The sequence below is a fragment of the Nocardiopsis valliformis DSM 45023 genome (genome assembly GCF_000340985.1).
Classification (GTDB): domain Bacteria; phylum Actinomycetota; class Actinomycetes; order Streptosporangiales; family Streptosporangiaceae; genus Nocardiopsis; species Nocardiopsis exhalans.
Window position 1 is genome coordinate 1 of record NZ_ANAZ01000017.1, and the last position, 19,085, is coordinate 19,085.

19 protein-coding genes and 1 pseudogene are annotated in these 19,085 nt (G+C 70.3%); 9 read left to right on the forward strand and 11 right to left on the reverse strand.

Annotated features, from left to right (window positions below):
- Positions 1–139, reverse strand: a 139-nt coding sequence (locus D457_RS37545) for a helix-turn-helix domain-containing protein (RefSeq protein ID WP_338043087.1), incomplete at its 3' end; no start/stop codon positions are given.
- Positions 140–178: 39 nt separating this feature from the next.
- Between D457_RS37545 and D457_RS34885 the strand changes: the two genes are divergently transcribed.
- The 5 genes and pseudogenes from D457_RS34885 to D457_RS34890 all read left to right on the forward strand — a co-directional run.
- Positions 179–376 (forward strand): helix-turn-helix transcriptional regulator, encoded by a 198-nt coding sequence (locus D457_RS34885; RefSeq protein WP_017582083.1) that lies wholly within the window; start codon positions 179–181, stop codon positions 374–376.
- A 268-nt stretch (positions 377–644) separates the two neighbouring features.
- Positions 645–2,180, forward strand: coding sequence for an MFS transporter (locus D457_RS32835; protein WP_017582084.1), 1,536 nt, complete (start codon positions 645–647; stop codon positions 2,178–2,180).
- 171 nt (positions 2,181–2,351) lie between these two features.
- Positions 2,352–3,152: an SAM-dependent methyltransferase gene (locus D457_RS0118120; RefSeq protein ID WP_017582085.1), complete on the forward strand. Its 801-nt coding sequence runs from the start codon at positions 2,352–2,354 to the stop codon at positions 3,150–3,152.
- 184 nt (positions 3,153–3,336) lie between these two features.
- Positions 3,337–4,191, forward strand: a complete 855-nt coding sequence (locus tag D457_RS0118125; RefSeq protein ID WP_017582086.1) for a class I SAM-dependent methyltransferase — start codon at positions 3,337–3,339, stop codon at positions 4,189–4,191.
- Positions 4,188–5,060: pseudogene (locus D457_RS34890) on the forward strand (lysylphosphatidylglycerol synthase domain-containing protein); the annotation flags it as partial. The gene D457_RS0118125 and the pseudogene D457_RS34890, both read left to right, overlap by 4 nt.
- A gap of 21 nt (positions 5,061–5,081) precedes the next feature.
- On the opposite strand, the gene D457_RS0118135 reads toward D457_RS34890, so the two are convergent.
- A complete protein-coding gene (locus D457_RS0118135; protein ID WP_017582088.1) occupies positions 5,082–5,861 on the reverse strand; it encodes a creatininase family protein in 780 nt (259 codons plus the stop codon).
- A gap of 153 nt (positions 5,862–6,014) precedes the next feature.
- Between D457_RS0118135 and D457_RS0118140 the strand changes: the two genes are divergently transcribed.
- Both D457_RS0118140 and D457_RS0118145 read left to right on the forward strand, forming a co-directional pair.
- Positions 6,015–6,371, forward strand: a complete 357-nt coding sequence (locus tag D457_RS0118140) for an AraC family ligand binding domain-containing protein (RefSeq protein WP_026116770.1) — start codon at positions 6,015–6,017, stop codon at positions 6,369–6,371.
- 83 nt (positions 6,372–6,454) lie between these two features.
- On the forward strand, positions 6,455–7,105 hold the full coding sequence (locus tag D457_RS0118145; RefSeq protein WP_017582090.1) for a maleylpyruvate isomerase family mycothiol-dependent enzyme: 651 nt from the start codon (positions 6,455–6,457) through the stop codon (positions 7,103–7,105).
- A gap of 29 nt (positions 7,106–7,134) precedes the next feature.
- Here D457_RS0118145 and D457_RS0118150 read toward each other — a convergent pair whose 3' ends face one another.
- The 4 genes from D457_RS0118150 to D457_RS0118165 are packed head-to-tail and all read right to left on the reverse strand — an operon-like array spanning position 7,135 to position 12,068.
- Positions 7,135–8,190: a zinc-binding alcohol dehydrogenase family protein gene (locus D457_RS0118150; RefSeq protein WP_017582091.1), complete on the reverse strand. Its 1,056-nt coding sequence runs from the start codon at positions 8,188–8,190 to the stop codon at positions 7,135–7,137.
- 6 nt (positions 8,191–8,196) lie between these two features.
- Positions 8,197–8,865: a CBS domain-containing protein gene (locus tag D457_RS0118155; protein ID WP_017582092.1), complete on the reverse strand. Its 669-nt coding sequence runs from the start codon at positions 8,863–8,865 to the stop codon at positions 8,197–8,199.
- Between the two features lie 45 nt (positions 8,866–8,910).
- Positions 8,911–11,295, reverse strand: a complete 2,385-nt coding sequence (locus D457_RS0118160) for a glycoside hydrolase family 65 protein (RefSeq protein ID WP_017582093.1) — start codon at positions 11,293–11,295, stop codon at positions 8,911–8,913.
- On the reverse strand, positions 11,292–12,068 hold the full coding sequence (locus D457_RS0118165) for an HAD family hydrolase (protein ID WP_017582094.1): 777 nt from the start codon (positions 12,066–12,068) through the stop codon (positions 11,292–11,294). The genes D457_RS0118160 and D457_RS0118165 overlap by 4 nt, the downstream gene beginning before the upstream one ends.
- A 291-nt stretch (positions 12,069–12,359) precedes the next feature.
- Between D457_RS0118165 and D457_RS37115 the strand changes: the two genes are divergently transcribed.
- Positions 12,360–12,650: a hypothetical protein gene (locus tag D457_RS37115; protein ID WP_017582095.1), complete on the forward strand. Its 291-nt coding sequence runs from the start codon at positions 12,360–12,362 to the stop codon at positions 12,648–12,650.
- 79 nt (positions 12,651–12,729) lie between these two features.
- On the opposite strand, the gene D457_RS0118175 is transcribed toward D457_RS37115, so the two are convergent.
- The 5 genes from D457_RS0118175 to D457_RS0118195 all read right to left on the reverse strand — a co-directional run bounded on the left by D457_RS0118175 (position 12,730) and on the right by D457_RS0118195 (position 17,387).
- Positions 12,730–13,425, reverse strand: coding sequence for an anti-sigma factor family protein (locus D457_RS0118175; protein ID WP_026116772.1), 696 nt, complete (start codon positions 13,423–13,425; stop codon positions 12,730–12,732).
- A 4-nt stretch (positions 13,426–13,429) separates the two neighbouring features.
- Positions 13,430–13,972 carry a sigma-70 family RNA polymerase sigma factor gene (locus D457_RS0118180; RefSeq protein ID WP_017582097.1) on the reverse strand — a complete coding sequence of 181 codons (543 nt, stop codon included), beginning with the start codon at positions 13,970–13,972 and terminating at the stop codon, positions 13,430–13,432.
- Between the two features lie 184 nt (positions 13,973–14,156).
- Positions 14,157–15,146 (reverse strand): hypothetical protein, encoded by a 990-nt coding sequence (locus tag D457_RS32840; RefSeq protein WP_017582098.1) that lies wholly within the window; start codon positions 15,144–15,146, stop codon positions 14,157–14,159.
- A gap of 164 nt (positions 15,147–15,310) precedes the next feature.
- On the reverse strand, positions 15,311–15,523 hold the full coding sequence (locus tag D457_RS0118190; RefSeq protein WP_017582099.1) for a WYL domain-containing protein: 213 nt from the start codon (positions 15,521–15,523) through the stop codon (positions 15,311–15,313).
- Between the two features lie 25 nt (positions 15,524–15,548).
- A complete protein-coding gene (locus D457_RS0118195) occupies positions 15,549–17,387 on the reverse strand; it encodes an immunity 49 family protein (RefSeq protein ID WP_017582100.1) in 1,839 nt (612 codons plus the stop codon).
- 264 nt (positions 17,388–17,651) lie between these two features.
- Here D457_RS0118195 and D457_RS0118200 point away from each other — a divergent pair, with 264 nt between their 5' ends.
- On the forward strand, positions 17,652–19,085 hold the full coding sequence (locus D457_RS0118200; protein ID WP_017582101.1) for a gamma-aminobutyraldehyde dehydrogenase: 1,434 nt from the start codon (positions 17,652–17,654) through the stop codon (positions 19,083–19,085).

The following is a 19,085-nucleotide window of genomic DNA, read 5'->3' on the forward strand; positions in this document are numbered from 1 at the left end:
CCATGGTCCACCAGTCGTGGAGTGCGTTCCACAGGGCGCGGGCGGCAGGCCCCTGCCCGTCCAGGGTCTCGGCCTGTTCGGGGGTCGGGCACAGTCGGTACTTGATGCCGCGCTGAATCTCCACACCCACCCCCCTCACCCAATTCTCTTGGGCAAAGCTTACCCTACACTGTTGGGTATGGAGTACCTGACGACGAAACAAGCCGCTGAACTGCTCGGAGTGTCCGAGCGGACGGTCTACTACTACGCCCGGGACTACGACGACTTCCCCGAACCGGACCGGTTCGGCCGCACCCTCATGTGGCTGGGCGATCCGTTGGAGGAATGGCGCCGCAGACACCCCCTCAAGGAGCAACGCGATTCACCCCCGGCCTGAAGGCCGAGGCGCTCTCGCTACATCAAGGCAGGTCCCCGACCGTAGCTCTCCGCGCATTCCCGGGCCCGGATGTGGGCGCTCTCATCCCCCGGGAGCCTGGCTCGCGTCCCACCCCCGATGATAATCTGCATAGAGTGCAAAAATTCTTATACTGCATTTTTGCCGCCGCAGCAGGCCTCCTCCACCTGCGCTCACTCTCCAGATTCACTCCCGACAGAGGCCAGCCTTGAGTACTGCACAGTCCCAGGGCACCGCACGTACACCGATCATGCGCTCCCTGAGCGGACTGCTGATCGTCCTCGGCGTGACGATGCTCAGCGGCACGATCGTCTCGGTCGCGCTGCCCCAGATCCTCGGGTCCCTCCAGGGCACCCAGTCCCAGTACACCTGGGTCGTCACCGCGACGCTGCTGGCGTCCACGGCCTCCACCCCCATCTGGGGCAAGCTCGCCGACCTGTTCCCCAAGAAACGCCTGCTCCAGATCTCGATCGTCCTGTTCATCGTCGCCTCCCTGCTCAGCGGGTTCGCGCAAACCACCGAACAGCTCATCGCCTTCCGAGCCCTACAAGGGCTGGGCATGGGCGCCTCCCAGGTCCTGGTCCAGGCCACCATCGCCGCCCTGGTCAGCCCCAAGGAACGCGGCCGTTTCAACGGGATCATCGGCGCCATCATGGCCGTGGCCACCGTGGGTGGCCCGCTGATTGGCGGTGCCCTGACCGACATCTCCTGGCTCGGCTGGCGCTGGTGCTTCTTCATCGGCGTACCGTTCATGCTGTTCGCCCTGGTCGTACTCACGCGCACCCTGCACCTGACCGAGGAACACCGCACCGACGTGCGCGTGGACTACCTCGGCGCCACCCTCATCGCCGCCGGGGTCAGCACCCTGCTGCTGTGGGTGACCTTCGTCGGCGGCAGCTTCGCGTGGATCTCCTGGCAGTCCGGCGCCATGGTCGCCGGCGGCCTCGTCCTGCTCGCCCTGGCCGTGTGGGTGGAGAACCGAGTCGCCGAGCCGGTCATCCCGCTGCACCTGGTGATCCGTCGTGAGCCGATGATCGCTATCGTGGCCAGCGTCGCGGTGGGCATGGCCATGTTCGGCGGCGCCGTCTTCCTCGGCCAGTACTTCCAACTGGCCCGCGGCTACTCCCCCACCGCCGCGGGGCTGCTCACCACCCCGTTGATGCTCGGCATGATGGCCGCCTCGACCGTCTCGGGCTGGATGATCTCGCGCTCGGGCCGGATCAAGTCCTACGTCGTCACCGGCCTGGTGTTTCTGACCCTGGGATTCGGGCTGCTGTCCACCATCGACGAGACCACCTCGCTGCTCGTGGTCTCCCTGGGTATGCTCGGGGTCGGTGTGGGCGTGGGTCTGTCCATGCAGAACCTGGTCCTGGTCGTGCAGAACTCGGTACCGCTGCGCGAACTCGGCGCGGCCAGCGGAGCGATCACGTTCTTCCGCTCTCTGGGCGGCACCATCGGGGTCTCGGTGCTCGGCGCGATCCTCGCCAGCCGGGTGAGCACCAACATCACCGAGGGAGTGACCGCCTCGGGCGTGGACATCCCCGCCGGCGGGGCCGACGGCAGCACCCTGGACCTGGCCGGTATGCCCGCCTTCCTGCGCCAGATCGTCGAGAGCGCCTACGGCTCCTCCACCGGCGACATCTTCCTCGTGGCCACCGGCATCGCCCTGGTCGGCCTGGTGGTGGTGTTCTTCCTGCCCCGGGTCCAGCTACGCGACACCGTGGACATGGTCGAGGAGACCCCCGAACCGGAGCCACGGCACGACAGGAGCACCCTCTCCGCCTGATCAGCGTGCCCCACTCGATCCCATCCGGTCCCGACCGGTGGGGCCGGTGTCGTGTCCGAAAGCCCTGTGGCAGAAGGGTTTCGGGTTGCGCGCTCGGGCACGACACAGCAGACTTCGGATGCAGAAAACCCCCGGATCACCCCAGATCCCCTCCGCTGGTGAGAGGCCCCCATGACGGACACACACATCGACACGACCGTCGCGCACACCGCCCGAGTCTGGAACTACTGGCTCGGCGGCAAGGACAACTACCCCGTCGACCGCGAGGTGGGAGACCGGGTCAAGGAGCTGTTCCCCCTAGTGGCGGAGGTCGCCCAGGGTGACCGGCTGTTCCTGCGCCGCGCGGTCAGCCACCTCGTCCGGGAAGAGGACGTCACCCAGTTCCTCGACATCGGCACCGGCCTGCCCACCGCCAACAACACCCACGAGGTCGCCCAGGCGCTCGATCCCGAAACCCGCGTGGTCTACGTCGACAACGACCCCCTGGTCCTGACCCACGCGCGTGCTCTGCTCGTGGGCACGGACACCGGGAAGACCCAGTTCGTGGACGCGGATCTGCGCGATGTCGAAAAGGTCATCGAAGCCGCCAGGGAAACCCTGGACTTCGACAAGCCGATCGGTCTGACCCTGATGGGCACGATGGGGCACTTCGAGTTCGAGGAAGCCCTCCGCTGGGTCCGCGCCTACACGGACCGTCTGGCTCCGGGCAGCTTCTTCGCCTTGTGCGACGGCGTGATGGCCCACATGGAGGTCGAGGATGCCGAGCGCGCCGCCGAGGGCATGCGGATCTGGGAGGAGCAGGTCGCCCAGACCTACTACATGCGCAGCGTGGAAGAGTTCGCCCAGTTCTTCGACGGCTACGAACTGGTCGAGCCCGGCGCCGTCTCGGTCTTCCGCTGGCGCCCCGAACCCGCCGATGTCGGCACCGTCCGCGACGTCCCCCAGTACGCGGGCCTGGCCAAGAAGGTCTGAGTCCCCACCGTCCGGGCCAGCACAGCCGGGCTCGGACCAAGTAGGGGCGGACGGGACCGGGTAGGACCACAGAGACAGACCCGGGCAAAAGCTTCCGTGTTCGGACCGCCCGGGCACGGTCGAGCTGGCACTCTAAGGGAGGCAACCGTCCGCTGGCTGCCGTACTCCACCGGGAGGAGTCCCGTTGAGCTCTGTTTCCGACAACCCGCTTCCGGCCTTTGAGCCGGACTGGCTGGCTCTGCGTGAGGAGACCGACGCCGACGCCCGTGCGACCGCGCCGCTGGACCCGTTGCGGGTCCACCTGGCCGGTCGCGGCGCCGGGCCGTCCGCGCGGCCGATCAGGGTCGCGGACCTGGGCTGCGGTACCGGCTCCCAGGGACGCTGGTTGGCGCCCAAACTCTCCGGGGCGCAGAAGTGGGTCCTGTACGACATCGATCCAGGGCTGCTGTCGCTGGCCGGGGTCCGGATGCCCGCCCGGGCCGCGGACGGTTCCCCAGTGAGTGCTCGGATGTGCCTGCGGGATCTGGGTTCGATCACCGCGCCGGACCTGGCCGGGTTCGACCTGGTCACCGCTTCCGCACTGTTGGACCTGCTCACCCGCGAGGAGCTGGAGGCCGTCGCCGGGGCAGTGGCCGAAGCGGGCTGCGCTGCTCTGTTCACGCTGTCGGTGGTGGGCCGGGTGGAACTCTTCCCCAGTGATCCGGACGATCCCGCGCTCGCGAAGGCCTTCAACGAACACCAGCGGCGCGCCGACCGGTTGGGGCCGGACGCAGTCGGGGCGGCCGGTGAGGTCTTCGCGGAGTTGGGTTACGGGACCTCGAGCTTCCCGAGCCCCTGGCGGCTGTGCCCCGAGCGCATCCCGCTGACCACGGCCTGGTTGCGGGGCTGGGTCGGGGCCGCCCTGGAACAGGATCCGCAGGCCGCCGCGACCGGCTACCTGGAGCGTCGGCTCGGTGAGTGCGAACGGGGCGAACTGGGCGTGGTCGTGCACCACACCGACCTGCTGGTGATACCCGGGGAGAGCGCGGAGCGCCCATGAGAAGCACGGGGGCATCGCGTTGGGAGGGGACTTCCGTTCCGGAAGGGTCCCGTCCCTGGTGGCGGCGTTCGGGTCTGCTGCGTCCGCTGGTCGGGGTGGCGTTCCTGGTTTGGTTGCTGTGGTGGTACCCGCTGGAGGCCTTCACCGACGCGTTCGGCGCGGTCGACAGTCGTTCTGTGGCGGCCGCGCTGGGTATCGGGCTGGCCACGACCGTGCTGTGTGCGGCGCGTTGGGTGCTGGTCGCACGGGGGGTGGGGCTGTGCCTGCCGTGGCTCCGCGCCGTGGGCGACTACTACCGTGCCGTCTTCCTGAACGCCGTGCTGCCCGTCGGGGTGCTCGGTGACGCGCACCGGGCGGTGAGCCACGGCCGTTACGCCGGTGACCTGGCCCGGGGTGTGCGAGCCGTGGTACTGGAGCGGATGGCCGGGCAGTTGGTACTGGCCGGGATCTGCGCGATGCTGCTGTTCACCCTGCCCGCCGCTCTGCTGGGCCCGGGGCTGCTCGCGGTGGCCGCCTCCGTGGCGGTGTTCGCGGTGGTGGCGCTGGTGGTCGCCATCGGCTGGGTGGTCGGGCGGCGACGTGGTTCGCGCTGGTGGCGGGCCCTGTCGGCGACGGTGGCCGACACCCGAGCCGGTTTGTTGACGCTCACCACCGGCCCGGGCGTGGTACTGCTGTCGTTGGCCGCGCTGGCCGGGCACCTGGCCCTGTTCCTGGTGGCGGCCCGAGCCGCGGGGACCACCGCCGCCACCCTGGCGTTACTCCCGTTGCTGGTGTTGGCGCTGGTGGCGATGGGCATCCCGGCCAACGTGGGCGGTTGGGGGCCGCGTGAGGCGGTGACGGCGCTGGCCTTCGGCGCGGCCGGGCTGGGTTCGGAACAGGGCCTGACGGTGTCAGTGACGTACGGGCTTCTTGCCCTGATCGCCGCTCTTCCCGGCGGGCTGGTGCTGGTGTGGCGCCTGCTGCGGGTCGAGCACGTTCAGGTACCCGGCGAAGACCTTGACCAGGTGCGTCAGCAGGTCCCGGCCCTCGGCCGCGGCGGCTCGTGAGGGCTGGCCCACGACCCCGGAGCGGGTGTAGCGGGACAGTCCGGCGGTGAGCAGGTGGTCGCGACGGTCGGCGATGTGGTCGGCCTCCTCGTAACCGGGCCGGACCAGGTCGGGGCGCACGTGCAGCAGCACCGAGGTTTCCAGTTCCCCGGCGTGCATGTCGCGGTCGTTGTCGGTGCTCATCTTCGCCGCCGTGCGGGCGCTCTCCCAGTCGTGAGGTCCGGGGAAGAGCGCCATGTCGCCGTGGGAGGCCTGGACCAGGTTGGCCAGGACGTGGTTGCCGCCGTGCCCGTTGACCAGGACCAGCTTCGGGGTGCCCGCCCGGCGCAGGGATTCGGCGATGTCGGCGGCCATCGCGTGCAGGGTGGGCGCCGAGACGCTGACCGTACCGGGCCAGGCCTCGTGTTCGTGGGAGCAGCCGAAGGTGATCGGGGGCAGGACCCGCAGCCCGGGGTAGGCGTCGGCCAGGCTCTGGGCCAGGGCCGAGGCAACGACGGTGTCCGTGGTCAACGGCAGGTGGGGTCCGTGCTGTTCGAGGCTGCCCACCGGAAGCAGCGCGATCCGGGCCGCCCTGGCGCCCTCGTCCTCGCTTGTGGTGTTCGGTAGGAGATCGGAGAAGTCCATGGGGACATCTTCCCCTGCCGTCCCCTCCGGGGACCAGAGCGCCCTCGGCTTCGGGGTGCCGAAAAATTCGAGGACGCCCCGAAGTCTTGACCTCAACGCTGGTTGAGGTGCTGCACTGTTCGGGGACGCACAGGCGCACCCCAGGAGAACATCATGTCGCACCACGAAGGAACGGCCCAAGGAACAGTCCGGTGCTTCTCCCCCAGTCGGGTCGGGCACTGGCAGGGGATGGACGGCCACGCCATCCAGATCGGTCCGCTCATCGAGAAGGCGGAGGACGGCCCCCTGAGCGCCTACTACGCGAGGTTCGGCAGGGGCGAGACGGCCGCGCTGCCAGCAGGTTACGCGGAGGTGTGGGTGGTCATCACCGGTGCACTGACCCTGCGCACCGGTGGGCGTACCCTCACGGCGGGCCCCGGCGACCTCCTGCATGTTCCGGAGGACTCCCCCGGCGAGCTGACGGCGGATGAGGAGACCGAACTGGCGTGTGTGTCGGTTCCGGCTCACTGAGGAGTTAACAAAACTGCCGCCTTTATGTCGTAGATTTCCGAAGTGCCCCGGAAAATGTCCCCATCGGTCCGTACAGTACGAAAATGGAGACCACCGACCCCAAGCGACTCATCGCCTCCGAACACGCCGCGTTGGCGGCCGACCTCAAGGGTCTGACCGAGCAGCAGTGGGAACAGACCTCACTGTGCGCGGAATGGACCGTCCACGACGTCCTCGCCCACCTGGGATCGGCCATGACCATCGGCACGTTCGGGTGGATCAGGTCCATCCTGCGCGCGGGCCTGCGCCCGGAGGTTCACAACCGGAGACAGCTCGAACGCTTCGCCCGCCCAGAGCCCGCCCGGACCCTGGCCCGGTTCGCCGACCTGGGGAGCGAGCACGGCGAGCCCGTGCGCTGGCCCACGAAGAACCTGCCGCCCTGGCTCGGGGAGCTCGTCGTGCACGGCCAGGACATCCGCCACCCGCTGGGGCTGGAGCACGAACCCGCTCCCGAGGCGCTGGCCGTGGTCGCGAAGTTCTTCGCCGGCCGTGACTTCGCGGTCAACAGCAGATCCCAGGTCAAGGGCCTGCACCTGCGGGCCACCGAGGGGAACTTCAGCACGAACGACCCCTCGCTCCCCGTGGTGGAGGGACCGCTGCTCGCTCTCGTGATGGTGATGGCGGGCCGTCCCGCCTACTTGGACCGGCTGAGCGGTCCGGGCCTGAGCGAACTGACCCTGCGCATGGAGCAGTGAACCAGGGGCAAGGCCACCCGGATCCGCCGTCAGCCAGTGTCGGGGACCAGGACGGCTGCTCCGGCGAACCGGCCCGCCTTGAGGTCCTTGAGTGCCTGCTGCGCCTGCCCGAGCGGGTAGGTCGTGACGGTCACCGAAACACCGGCACGGTCGGCCTCCTCAAGGAAGGCGCGGCCGTCGGCCCGGGTGTTGGAGGTAACGCTGCGCAGTTCCCGTTCCTGGAACAGGTGCTCCTGGTAGTTGAGCGGGGGCACATCGCTCAGGTGTATCCCGGCCACGGACAGCACCCCGCCCCGGTCGAGTGCGCTCAGCGCTACGGGGACCAGGTCGCCGACCGGGGCGAACAGGACCGCGGAGTCGAGCTTCTCCGGCGGTTGGTCGTAGGCGCCCCGTGCCGAGGACGCGCCGAGTTCGAGAGCGAGCCGCCGCGCCGCTTCGTCGCGGGTGAGCACGTGCAGCCGGGCCCCGCGCGCCAGGGCGATCTGGGCGGCCAGGTGAGCGCTGCCGCCGAACCCGTAGACGCCCAGGCGGCCGCCCTCGGGCAGGCAGGCGCGTTCCAGCGCCCGGTAGCCGATGATGCCCGCGCACAGCAGCGGCGCGGTCCTTCGTGGTTCGGCCCCGGCCGGGAGGCGGTAGGTGTAGGCGGCCGGTGCCGTGGTGTACTCGGCGTATCCGCCGTCGGCGTCCCAGCCCGTGTAGCGCGAGCGCGGGCACAGGTTCTCGTCACCCCGCAGGCAGAACCGGCACCGCCCGCAGGTGTGGCGGAGCCAGGCCACGCCCACCAGCGAGCCGACCGGCGCGCCCTGCGCGTCGCTGCCCGTGCCGACCACCTCACCGACGACCTCGTGTCCGGGCACCACCCGGGGCCGGCGTACCGGAAGGTCCCCCTCGCTGACGTGCAGGTCGGTGCGGCACACACCGCAGGCCAGGACGCGAATCAGCAGCTCGTCCGGTCCGGGCTCGGGTACCGGCCTGCGCACCGGGCGCAGGGGCTCGGACTCGATGGGTCCGGGTTCGGCCACCTCCCAAGCGGCCATGGTGCCCGTCACGAACTCGGCCGTCGCGAACCCGGTCGTCGTGGACATGATCGCCTACCCTTCGTCGGCCGGCTCCGAGTGTGTGCCCGTCACGGCCTCCTCCGCGCTGGCGGTTTCCTCGGCCCCGTCGGTGACCAGGACCCGGTTCACTCCCGGTACCGTCCGGGCGACCAGGGCGAGCAGCCCCTGTTCGGCGGCGTTGGTACCGGGCGCGGAAATCCGCGCCGTGCCCGCGGTGACGGCGGCCTTCCACCCCTTGACGTAGGGCGCCCCCACGGACAGCGCTTCGTCCAGGGCCACCTCGACGTGGGCGTCGGGGCTGCTGTGGGCGCGCAGGAGGTCGGTACGGCCGACCAGCCCGACCAGGCGGCCGCCCCGGACCACGGGTACGGTCCGGACGCGTTCACACATCATGAGCTCGGTGAGCTCGGCCACGTCGCGGTTCTCCTGGGTCGTGACCACCGTACGAGTCATCACCTCCCCCACGGTGCGCGGCGGGTCCTGTCGGGGTTCGGGCCCGCGTACCGCTGTGGCCCGGGGGTCGGTCAGGAACCCGTGGCGCAGAAGGTCGATCTCGGTCACGATCCCCACGAGCTCGCCCGCGTGGTCTACCACGGGAGCGCAGATCACCCCCTGTTCCACGAACTCCGCCGCGGCCTCGCGGATCGGGCTCTCCTCGGTCAACAGCACCGCCGGGGTACGCATGACCTGTGCGACCAGCATGGGAACGCCTCCTTCAGGAACGGCCCGGACGGTCCGGGCGAGTCTTCAGCGGATGGGCAGCGAGCAGGAGGTCCCCGGGTACACGGTGGCCGTGCGCGACTTGACCCGCACCTCCAGGGGCGGCAGGCTCGACGGCGGCACCGCCACCTCCACACGGTCGCGCAGCACGCGCAGGCGGACCCCCCAGTGCCCCCGGTAGCGCAGGTCGAAGGAGAGTTCACTGATCTCCTCGGGCAGCATCGGGCTCAGGTCCAGGACGCAGTCGCAGGTGCTCAGGCCCGTGTAGCAGCGGGTGAGCAGGTCCACGGTGCCCGCCATGGCCCCCAGGTGCACGCCCTCGGCGGTGGTACCGTTCTGGGTGTCGTCGATGTCGGAGCGCAGCGCCTCGCGCAAGAACCGCCACGAGTGCTCGCGGTCGGTACGGGCGAGCACCCAGGAGTGCACCACGGAGCTGAGGGTGGAGCCGTGGGAGGTGCGCTCCAGGTAGTAGGCGACGGTGCGCGGGATCAGTTCGGGGTCGACCGGGTATCCCAGCCGTCTGAGGATGTCGCCGAGCTCCTCCGCTGACAGCAGGTAGAAGAGCATGAGCACGTCGGCTTGTTTGGCCGCTTTGTAGCGGTCGCAGTTGTCGCCCCGCGACTCCAGGATCCGGTCGAGGCGCCGGATGTCCCCGTACTCCGCGCGCAGCCCCGCCCAGTCCAGTTCTGCCAGGTCCTCGTAGCCCGCGAACTGGCTGATGACACCGTCGTGGAAGGGCACTCGGAGTGTGCGGGTGAGCACGGTGAACCGTTCGACCTCCTCCTCGTCCAGGCCGATCTCCGCCACCAGCTCACGGCGGCGCGCCCGCGGCAGGGCCTCCAGGGCGTCGAGGGCGCGCAGCAGCACCCAGGCGGTCATGACGTTGGTGTAGGCGTTGTCGTCCAGGCCGGGGTCGGCGCGGTCGGGGTAGCCCTGGTGGTACTCGTCGGGGCCCATGACACCCCGGATGACGTGGCGGCCCAGCTCGGGGTCGTAGACGGCCAGGTCCGCCAGGGCGCGGGCGGTCTCCAGCAGCAGTTCAGCGCCGAAGTCGGCGAGGAAGCCGGGGTCGCCGGTGACCTGGTGGTGCTGCCACACGTTGTAGGCGATCGCAACGTTCACGTGGCGTTGCAGGTGGGAGTGGTCGGGCAGCCAGCGGCCCGACATCGGGTTCAGGTGGGCGCGCTGGGTCTCCTCACGGCCGTCGCTGCCGCTCTGCCAGGGGAAGAGCGCTCCCCTCAGGCCCTCCTCGCGGGCGGCGGCCCGCGCCTTGGGCAGTCTGCGCCACCGATGGCGGAGCAGGGCACGGGCGGTCTCGGGAAAGTGCAGGTCCAGGAGCGGGAAGACGAACACCTCGTCCCAGAAGACGTGCCCACGGTAGGCCTCCCCGTGCAGTCCCCGGGCGGGCGCCCCCGCGTCCAGGTCGACGATGTGCGGGGACAGGACCTGGAGCAGGTGGAACAGGTGCAGGTTGAGCACGCGCTGGTCGTCCTCGTCGCCCACGTCCACCGAACACCGGTTCCACAGGTGCCGCCAGGCCAGAGCGTGCTCCGTACGGAGCTGCTCGAAGCCCGGAGCCGATCCCACCCTCTCGCGAGTCGCCGTGAGCGGGTCGCTGACAGCCGTGTCGCGCGAGGTGTGCAGGGCGACGGTGGTGGTGACGGTCACCCCCGCCCCCCGGGTGAGTTCGATGCCGAGGTCGGCGGTGACCAGGTCGTCGTGGGTTTCGACCCGTCCCGAGGCCGGTGCGGGGCCCTGAGCAACCCGGGTGCGCGCGGCCATGGCGAGCGTGATGTCCGAAGCGCTGGTGCGCACCAGCAGCCAGGTCAGGTCGGGGGTGGCGCCACCGCTCCCGTGGGCGCGCAGGTGGTGTCCGTCCAACTGCCGGTAGCGAGCCACTCCATCGTTGGTCACCCGCGCGTCCAGGCCGGAGCGGACCGTGAGGGTCCCGGACCAGTTCCGGGGCAGGAAGGTCGTCTCGATCGCGGCCAAGTGGGGATCGGCCATCGAGACCAGGCTGCGCTGGCACACCCGGGTGCTACGCCCGTCGTCCTCGGTCACGACGAAGGTGCGCGTGAGCAGGCCCCGGAGCATGTCCAGCTCGGTCCGCTGGTCCCGGACGCGCGGGTCGCCGCCGACCAGCCAGGGTGAACTGGGCAGGTGGAAGGTGAGGGAGAGCCAGTCGGGGGCGTTGACCAGGTCCTCGTTCTCCACCGCCCGCCCGTCGACGCGGGACACGAGGCGGTTGTAGCACCCGGTGACGTAGGTACCGGGGTAGTGGACCCCGTCCGCCCGCGCCTCGGGGGCCGCGCCGCGGGTGGCGAAGTACCCGTTGCCCAGAGTGCGCAGGGCTTCGCGCCGCCCTTCTTCCTCGGGGTCGAAGCCCTCGTGGACCAGTGTCCATGCGCTCACCGCGAAGCCGCCTCGATCCTCAGCTCGGCCAGGTCGGTGACAACGACGTCGGCGCCGTACCGGTACAACTGTTCCCGGTGTCCCGCTTCGTTGGGGGCCGACCTGTCCACGCCGACGACCAGCGCGAACCCGCCGCGCGCCCCGGCCGCCACCCCCGACAGCGCGTCCTCCACCACTGCCGTGCGGGAGGCGGGTCGGCCCAGCCTGCGCGCGGCCTCCAGGAAGAGGGCGGGGTCCGGTTTGCCGGGCAGGCCGAGCCGGGCGGCCTCAACTCCGTCGACGCGGGCGTCGAACAGGTCGGCGGCCCCGGCGGCTTCCAGGACCACGGAGCAGTTGCGGCTGGCGGTGACCACCGCGACGCCCGCTCCGGCGGTGCGCAGGGCGCGGACCAGGTCCAGGGTGGAGGGGAAGGCCCTCACCCCGTGGGCGGCGACCTGTTCGAGGAAGAAGCGGTCCTTGTCGCGGGACAGGGAGGCGACGCTGGGGGTACCGGAGTGCCCCTCCGAGGTCTCGGGGAGGTCGATCCGGCGGGCGGCGAGGAAGGCGCGGATGCCGTCGGTGCGGGAACGGCCGTCCATGTGGGTGAGGTAGTCGCCGACAGGATCGAAGGGCCGCGTGTTCGGGCCCGGCTCCAGCGTGCTCAGCAGGGTGTCGAAGGTCCGCTGCCACGCGGTGGCATGCACGGAGGCGGTGTCGGTGACGACCCCGTCCATGTCGAAGGCGACCGCCTCGATCTCGGCCAGGGGAAGAACGGGTCTCCTGCTGTTCGTCACTGCTGCACCACCTCCGCGGCATCGGCCCGTAGTCGGTAAGGCCTCGGCTCCGCGTACACGTCCGGGCTCTCAGCCTCACACGACAGGCGGGACCGGACCAGGGACCTGGGGCACACGCCGTACCGGCCTTCGGCCCGGATCGGCTGCCGACCGGCTCACCCCTGCCGGGGCCTGTGTTGCTCATACCCACGGGCCCGGACGCGCGCACGCCCCGCGCGGAGCCGATTGGTATCGGGGCGCCGCTGGTGGCTCGTGCTTCGCACGGGCCCGGGCGCTGAGCCGAGCGCTCACTTGCCTCCTCTGACCGGCACCGGTCCGGGCGCGGCGGGCACCGCGACCTTCATCACGGTGATGTCCGCGGGCGCCGCCACCCAGCTGGATGAGAGTGCGGACGCCGTGACCACCGAGGCGGGCGGTATCCACGTGGCCTTCATCCTGGGCGCGGTCATCGCCACGCTGGCGTTCTTCGCGACCTTCCTGGTCCGCCGGTCCGAGCCCGGCCAGGACGAGGAGAGCGCCGAGGGCGCCGAGGGCGCCGAGGCGGAGAACGCCCCCGGCGTACAGGAGACCGGCGCGCACTAGAGGTGAACGGTAGCAAGGAGGGGGCGGTGGCCGGGCGAACCGGTCACCGCCCCTCCTGTTTCCCATGGCCGGACCCGGCTCAGAAGGTGATGCTCACGAACTCCGTGTCGGCCGTGTTGCGCACCACCACCGAGGCCACGTCCTGCGGGTCGATGTCGGCGAACCCACCGGGGCGGCTGCCTCCGGCCTCGGCTTCGGCGGAGACCGTCCAGACCGCGGCGACCTCGGTACGGCCGTCCTCGGTGAGGATGACCAGCTCGCACTCCTCACCCTCCGGGATGCCGATGATGAACGACTGCAGTTGCAGGCCCGCGCCTTCGGGCTCCAGCCGCACCGTGGCGCTCGCTCCGGTGTCCGGGTCCTCCTGAGCGGCGATCACGGTCCCCGCCGCCAGCTGGGTCACCTCTCCCTGCTCCGGTGCGGGCGCCAACGCCCGCCCGGCGATGCCCCCGGCCCCGGCGAGAACAGCTCCGGCCAGGGCCGCGGCCAAGGCCAGGCGCAGTGCGCGGCGGCGACGGCCGACGGCGCGTTCGGCCCCCGCCCGCTCGACTGTGGCGCGCAGCAGGGTCTGGCCGCCCTCGGGCGGTGGGCCGTCCAACAGGGCTTCGGGGGGCAGCTCACCCAGGGTGTCGCGGACGGCGTTCAGCTCGCGCAGCTCCGCCCGGCACGGTTCACAGCCCGCGAGGTGGGCCGCCAAGGAGGCGGCCTCTTCCGCGTTCAGTGTGCCCAGGGCGTAGGCGCCCAACGGCTTCGGGTCGTGGTTACCTGATGTCACCGGGTCACCCCTTCCCTCGCGGTGTGCGTCTGCCGAAACGGCGTCTGAGCGCCTGGAGAGCGTGGTGGGAGCGTGACTTGACCGTTCCCGGCGGTACCCCCAGTGCCTCGGCGGCCTCCGCCACGCTACGCCTGCGGAAATATACTTCCATCAGGACCGCGCGGTGGTCTTCGGAGAGGCTCTCCAGCGCCTCCATCACCACCATCGAGTTCACCACGGAGTCGGCGTGATCGTCCTGTGTCGGCTCGGTTCCCGCAGCCGGGGCCACCTCCGCGGGTCGTGCCTGGAGGGCTCTGACCCGGTCGATGACGATGTTGCGCGCCACGGTCAGCAGCCAGCCGCGCACCGAGCCCTTGGAGTTCACCAGCGCGTCGGGGTTGCGCCAGGCCCGGATGAGGGTCTCCTGGACGACGTCCTCGGCCGCGGCCCGGTCACCGGTCAGGCGGGTGGCGTAGGCGATCAGGGCCCTGCCGTGCTCGTTGTAGAGCGAACGGATCAGCGCCTCGTCCTCGGCTTCACGCCGACGACGCGAACCCCACAACGCCATCCATCCCTCCTCCCTCGACGTTAGAGCCCCAAGCTTTGCGGAGTGGGGTTGCGAACGCAATCCCTCTGGTGGGTCGGGGCGAGATGTGTCGGGAGGAGCCGAGTCGGAGGACGGGCGGGGGCCTCTGGGCGGGGGAGGGAGTCGGTCCCCGCCCAGAGGCCGTGGGTACGCGCTGTGCGCGGGGTCAGTAGCCGCTGCCGGAGTCGTCATCGTCGCCGTAGCCGCTGTCGCTGTCGCCGGTGTCGTCGTTACCGGCGTTGCCGCTGTCGGCTCCGCCACCAGCGATCGCGCCCTCCGGGGTGACCGCGTACCAGACGTCGCCCACCCCGTGGCCGTTGACCTCGCCGGGGGCGTTGTCCTCGGCGTAGCGGTACAGCGCCCATCCGTTCAGGGTCACCTGGGACAGCCGGTGCTCCCGCTCCACCTCGCCGAACAAGGCGGGGTCGAGGCCCTGGCCGAAGTCGAACTGGGCCATGGCCAGCACCGGGGGCCAGATCTCGGCGCATTCGTCGAAGCAGGTCGCTTCGGGCGGGTTGGCGGAGTCCTCCTCGAAGCGATACAGGGTGAAGCCCTCGTCGTCGACCACGATGTCGCCCAGTTCCGGATCCTGCCGCACCTGGAAGCCCTGCGGGCAGTAGCCGTCGGTCCAGGGCTCGTCCTGCGCCTTGGTGCCCACCGGGCTCGCGGCGTACCAGGCCTCCTGGGCACCCTCCCCGTTGGTGTCGCCGGGGCCGGCGTCAGCCGCGTAGCGGTACAGCGGCCATCCGTCTAGGGTGACTTGCTCGATGCCGTCCTCGCGTTCGAAGCTGTCCAACAGCTCGTTGCCGCCGGGGATCGTCATCTCCTGCGCCGCGGCGACCGGGATCCAATTGTCGGCGCAGTCGCCGTAGCAGGCCGAGGTCTCCTCGTCCGGGGAGTCCTCGTCGAAGCGGTACAGGGTGTGACCGGCGGCGTCGGTGACCAGCTCGCCGAGGGTCTCGTGCCCCCGCAGGACCAGGTTCAGCACGCCGTCGGCGATGCCGGTGTCCTCGGCCCCGGTGTCCTCGGCGGGCTGCTCCTGCGGAGGGTCTGCGGCATAGGGGTCGGTGGTGGTCGGGGCGGCGTTCCCGCAGCCGGTGAGCAGGGCCAGGCCGAGCGCTCCCGCGGCCAGGGAGTGGAACCTCTTCGCACGCATGCTTCGCGTCCTTCCGTCGTTTCCCGTTCCGGGTTGCGATCAGAATCCGCGGCTGCTGAGTCCCGACCCGAAGTTTCGTTGTCACCCGGTACACGGATGCCCGACAGGTTCGGTTCAGTTTTTCTCAGAAGTTTTTTCAGGATGGCTGTGACCAGGCGAAACGGTCATCTTCCCTGCGGTTTCGCGTGACCCTCGACGGCGCGCAGGTGCGGCACGAGCTCGGGAGGTCCCAGCAGGGTGAACTCGAAGCCCAGCACGGCGATCCGGTAGGCGAGGTATTCGGGAGTGTCCGCGGCGGTGTGCAACCGGCACGAGGCGGCGTCGACCGGTTCGGCGGTTCCCAGGGCGGGCGGTACCGCTTCGGCGGGTGCGTGCACCAGGACCCGCGCCAGAGGGGATCGCTCAGCCGAACATCGCGGCGGCCCGGTCGAGCACCCCCTGGGGCAGGTAGTCGCTGTCGAGCCGGACCTCCCAGCCCTGGGCCCGGGCCAGGCAGACAAGCGCCAGGACGTGCGGGTTGATCAGGCTGTCGGAGTCGTCGACCCGGTTGCCGATACCGCACACGTCCCGGTGGACCTCCAGGGCGTCGGTCAGGGCAAGGTCGAACCCCTCCCGGTCCCCCGCCACCAGTTGGGAGAGCAGCACCACCGGCGGGGGCGGGTAGTCCGGCACGCGGTAGTCGGCGAGCGCGGCGACGGCGTCGTCCATCGCCGCCCGCACCGCTCCGTTCCCGGGCCGGGTCTCGTTCCCGGTCCAGCGTCGCCAGCCGCGCGCCCGCTCCGCCTTCAGGACGGAGAGCAGCGCGATGCTGTAGAGGGTGTTGACCTCGTTGCAACGCCCTTCCCCGTCGGCCAGGAAGGCGTTCAGGGGGTGGCCCACCAGGGTGTCCAGGCGCTCCAGCGAGCCCGAGAGCAGGGCGTACTCGATTGCGGACCGGCGCGCGTACTCGGAGATCTCCTGGGTCGTTTCGGCACAGGGCAGGGTCACCGCGGTCTCGCCGATGGTCGCCTCGACCGTCTCACCACGCTTCCCCGTCACGCTCGCAAAGACCGCGGCGGTGTACTGCGAGGCGTGGTTCAGGGCGGCGATCTGCCGGGGGTGCCGTGCCTGCGGGTCGACCACCGAGTAGACCCGGAAGCCGGAGAACTCGCGTGCGGCGTGGTGCTGCAACTCGTGTACCAGCCGGTCGGGGCGGTCCGCGAGCTCCTGGACCTGCTGGAGGTCCCGGTCCTGGTACCTGAAGAGGTTCTCCACGCCCCGCTCCGTGGCGAAGCTTCCGGTCGGACGTTCGACCGTCAGCCGCCCGTTCTCTCGCTTGCGCAGCGCCTCGGGATCCTTGTCGGCCCCGTAGGGACCGACCCGGGCGCTGCTGTACCGGCGCTCCCCCTCGACCAACCGCCTGGGCAGGTAGTCGGACTCGAACGGCATCTGCCAACCCTCGATCCGTACAGCCATGGCCGCGAAGGCGAGTTCGGGCACCGGCAGCAGGGACTTCGGTGACCCGCCGCCCTGGAGCCGTTCCCGGAGCCACTCCAGGCGGAAGGCCATGAGCTCCCAGAAACCCTCCTCGTTCCGGGAGAGCAGGGCGTGCAGGAAGAGCAGGTCGGAACTGACCGAGTCGTAGTCGGGGTGCCGTTCCCCGAGTTCCCTGCCCAGGGAGGCGAAGAAGGGTTCCATCGCAGCCTCCGCGTAGCGCAGAACCTGTTCCCGCTCGGCGCCCAGCCTCGGAAAGAGGTAGTAGGTCAGCGCGCGGTGCAGGACCTCGTTCTCCGCGAAGGCGGCCGCGAACTGGATGAAGGTGCCCTCGTTGCTGTCATGGAGGTCGGCGATGACACACAGGTAGAGCGCCTCGGCCCAGTCCGGGAGGAAGACCCTGGTCTGGCCCCGGGGTTCCTCTTCCCTCTCCTCGTCGAAGTACTGGTAGAAGACGCCGGTGCCGGTGTAGGTGAGGTGGACCGAGAACTCGGCGGAGCTGGGCGCCCCGTCCAGTTTGAGTCCGCCCACGCGCGCCTCGGCCGCGGAGTACAGGGCGACGCGGATGTCGGCGTCGGTTCGCGGCACGGCCACCGAACACGCGCCCGCGTAGTCCAGCAGGTCGTCGGCGATCATCCTCCACCCGGAGCCGCTGCGCCCGCTCTCCTGCTGGTACCGGACATCACGGCTGACCTCGTCGAAGAAGCCTTCGGCGGCCTCCTCCAGAGCCTTGTCGCCCACCGTGTGCCGTTCGATCCGCCTGGCCACCGAACCCGACCCTCTTCCCGTCTGGTTCGGGGTGTTTTCACCCCGATACGCAGCAGAGTCTGGCACAGACCGGCGACCGGACAGCGGCCGCTTTCACCGCCCCCGCGCCCCAGGATCCAGATGCTCCGCGACCTCCGGCGGGACCGTGGCATTGAGGCGGATTCGGGGCCCGTGTGCGGCCCCTCGACAGAGTGTTGTGTTGCCGCTCACTACATCTGCCCCTAAAATGAATGGTGATCATTTAACTGTGGCCTAGGAGACATCATGGGCAGCCGCCTGCAGAACTTCATCAACGGCACATTCGTCGACGCACACGGACAGGGGCACCTCGACGTCGTCAACCCCGCGGACGGAACGACGGTGGCCGTCTCCCCTGTCTCCGACCAGGTCGACGTCGACGCCGCCTTCGGCGCCGCCCGTGACGCCTTCGTCACCTGGAAGAAGGCCACGCCCGGCGAGCGCCAGCGCCTGCTGCTGAAGCTCGCCGACGCAGTGGAGGCCCATACCGACGAGATCGTCGAGGCCCAGCACCGCAACACCGGTCAGCCGCGCTGGCTCATCTCCCAGGAGGAGATCGGCATGGGCGTGGACCACCTGCGCTTCTTCGCCGGGGCCGCGCGCACCCTGGAGGGCCGCGCGGCGATGGAGTACATGGAGGGCCACACCTCCTATATCCGCCGCGAGCCGGTCGGCGTCGTGGCCCAGGTGGCCCCGTGGAACTACCCGCTGCTCATGGCGGTGTGGAAGATCGGCCCCGCCCTGGCCGCGGGCAACTGCATCGTGCTCAAGCCCTCGGACACCACCCCTGAGTCCACCCTGGTCCTCACCCGGCTAATCGGGGAGATCTTCCCGGCCGGCGTGTTCAACGTGGTCCTGGGCGACGCCAGTACCGGACAGCTCATGGTGGAGCACCCCGAGCCCGTGATGGTCTCGATCACCGGTTCGGTCCGCGCGGGCCAGCACGTGGCCGCCTCAGCCGCCAAGAACCTCAAGCGCGGCCACCTGGAGCTGGGCGGCAAGGCCCCCGCGGTGGTCTTCGCCGACGCCGACCTCCCCGCCACCGCCAAGGCGCTGGTGGAGTTCGGCACCTTCAACGCCGGCCAGGACTGCACCGCCGTCACCCGGGTGCTGGTTGAGGAGAGTGCGCACGACCAGTTCGTGGAGCTGCTCGCCGAGGCCGCGCGTGCGACGCGGACCGGTAACCCCGACGAGTCCCAGAACGACTTCGGCCCGCTGAACAACGCCCGCCACTTCGCCTCGGTCACCGACAAGCTCGCGCGGCTCCCCGAGCACGCCACCGTGGTCACCGGCGGCAGGGCCGTCGAGGGCTCCAAGGGCTTCTACGTCGAGCCGACCGTGATCACCGGCGTGCGCCAGGACGACGAGCTGGTCCAGGAGGAGACCTTCGGGCCGATCCTGACCGTGCAGACCTTCAGCTCGGAGGAGGAGGCCGTCCGGCTCGCCAACGATGTGGAGTACGCGCTGGCCTCCAGCGTCTGGACCGCCGACCACGGCGCCGCCATGCGCCTGACCCGCGACCTCGACTTCGGCTGCGTCTGGGTGAACACGCACGTGCTGCTCACCGCGGAGATGCCGCACGGCGGCTTCAAGTCCTCCGGTTACGGCAAGGACCTGTCGCTGTACTCGGTGGAGGAGTACACCCGGGTCAAGCACGTCATGCACGCCCTGGAGGCGTGA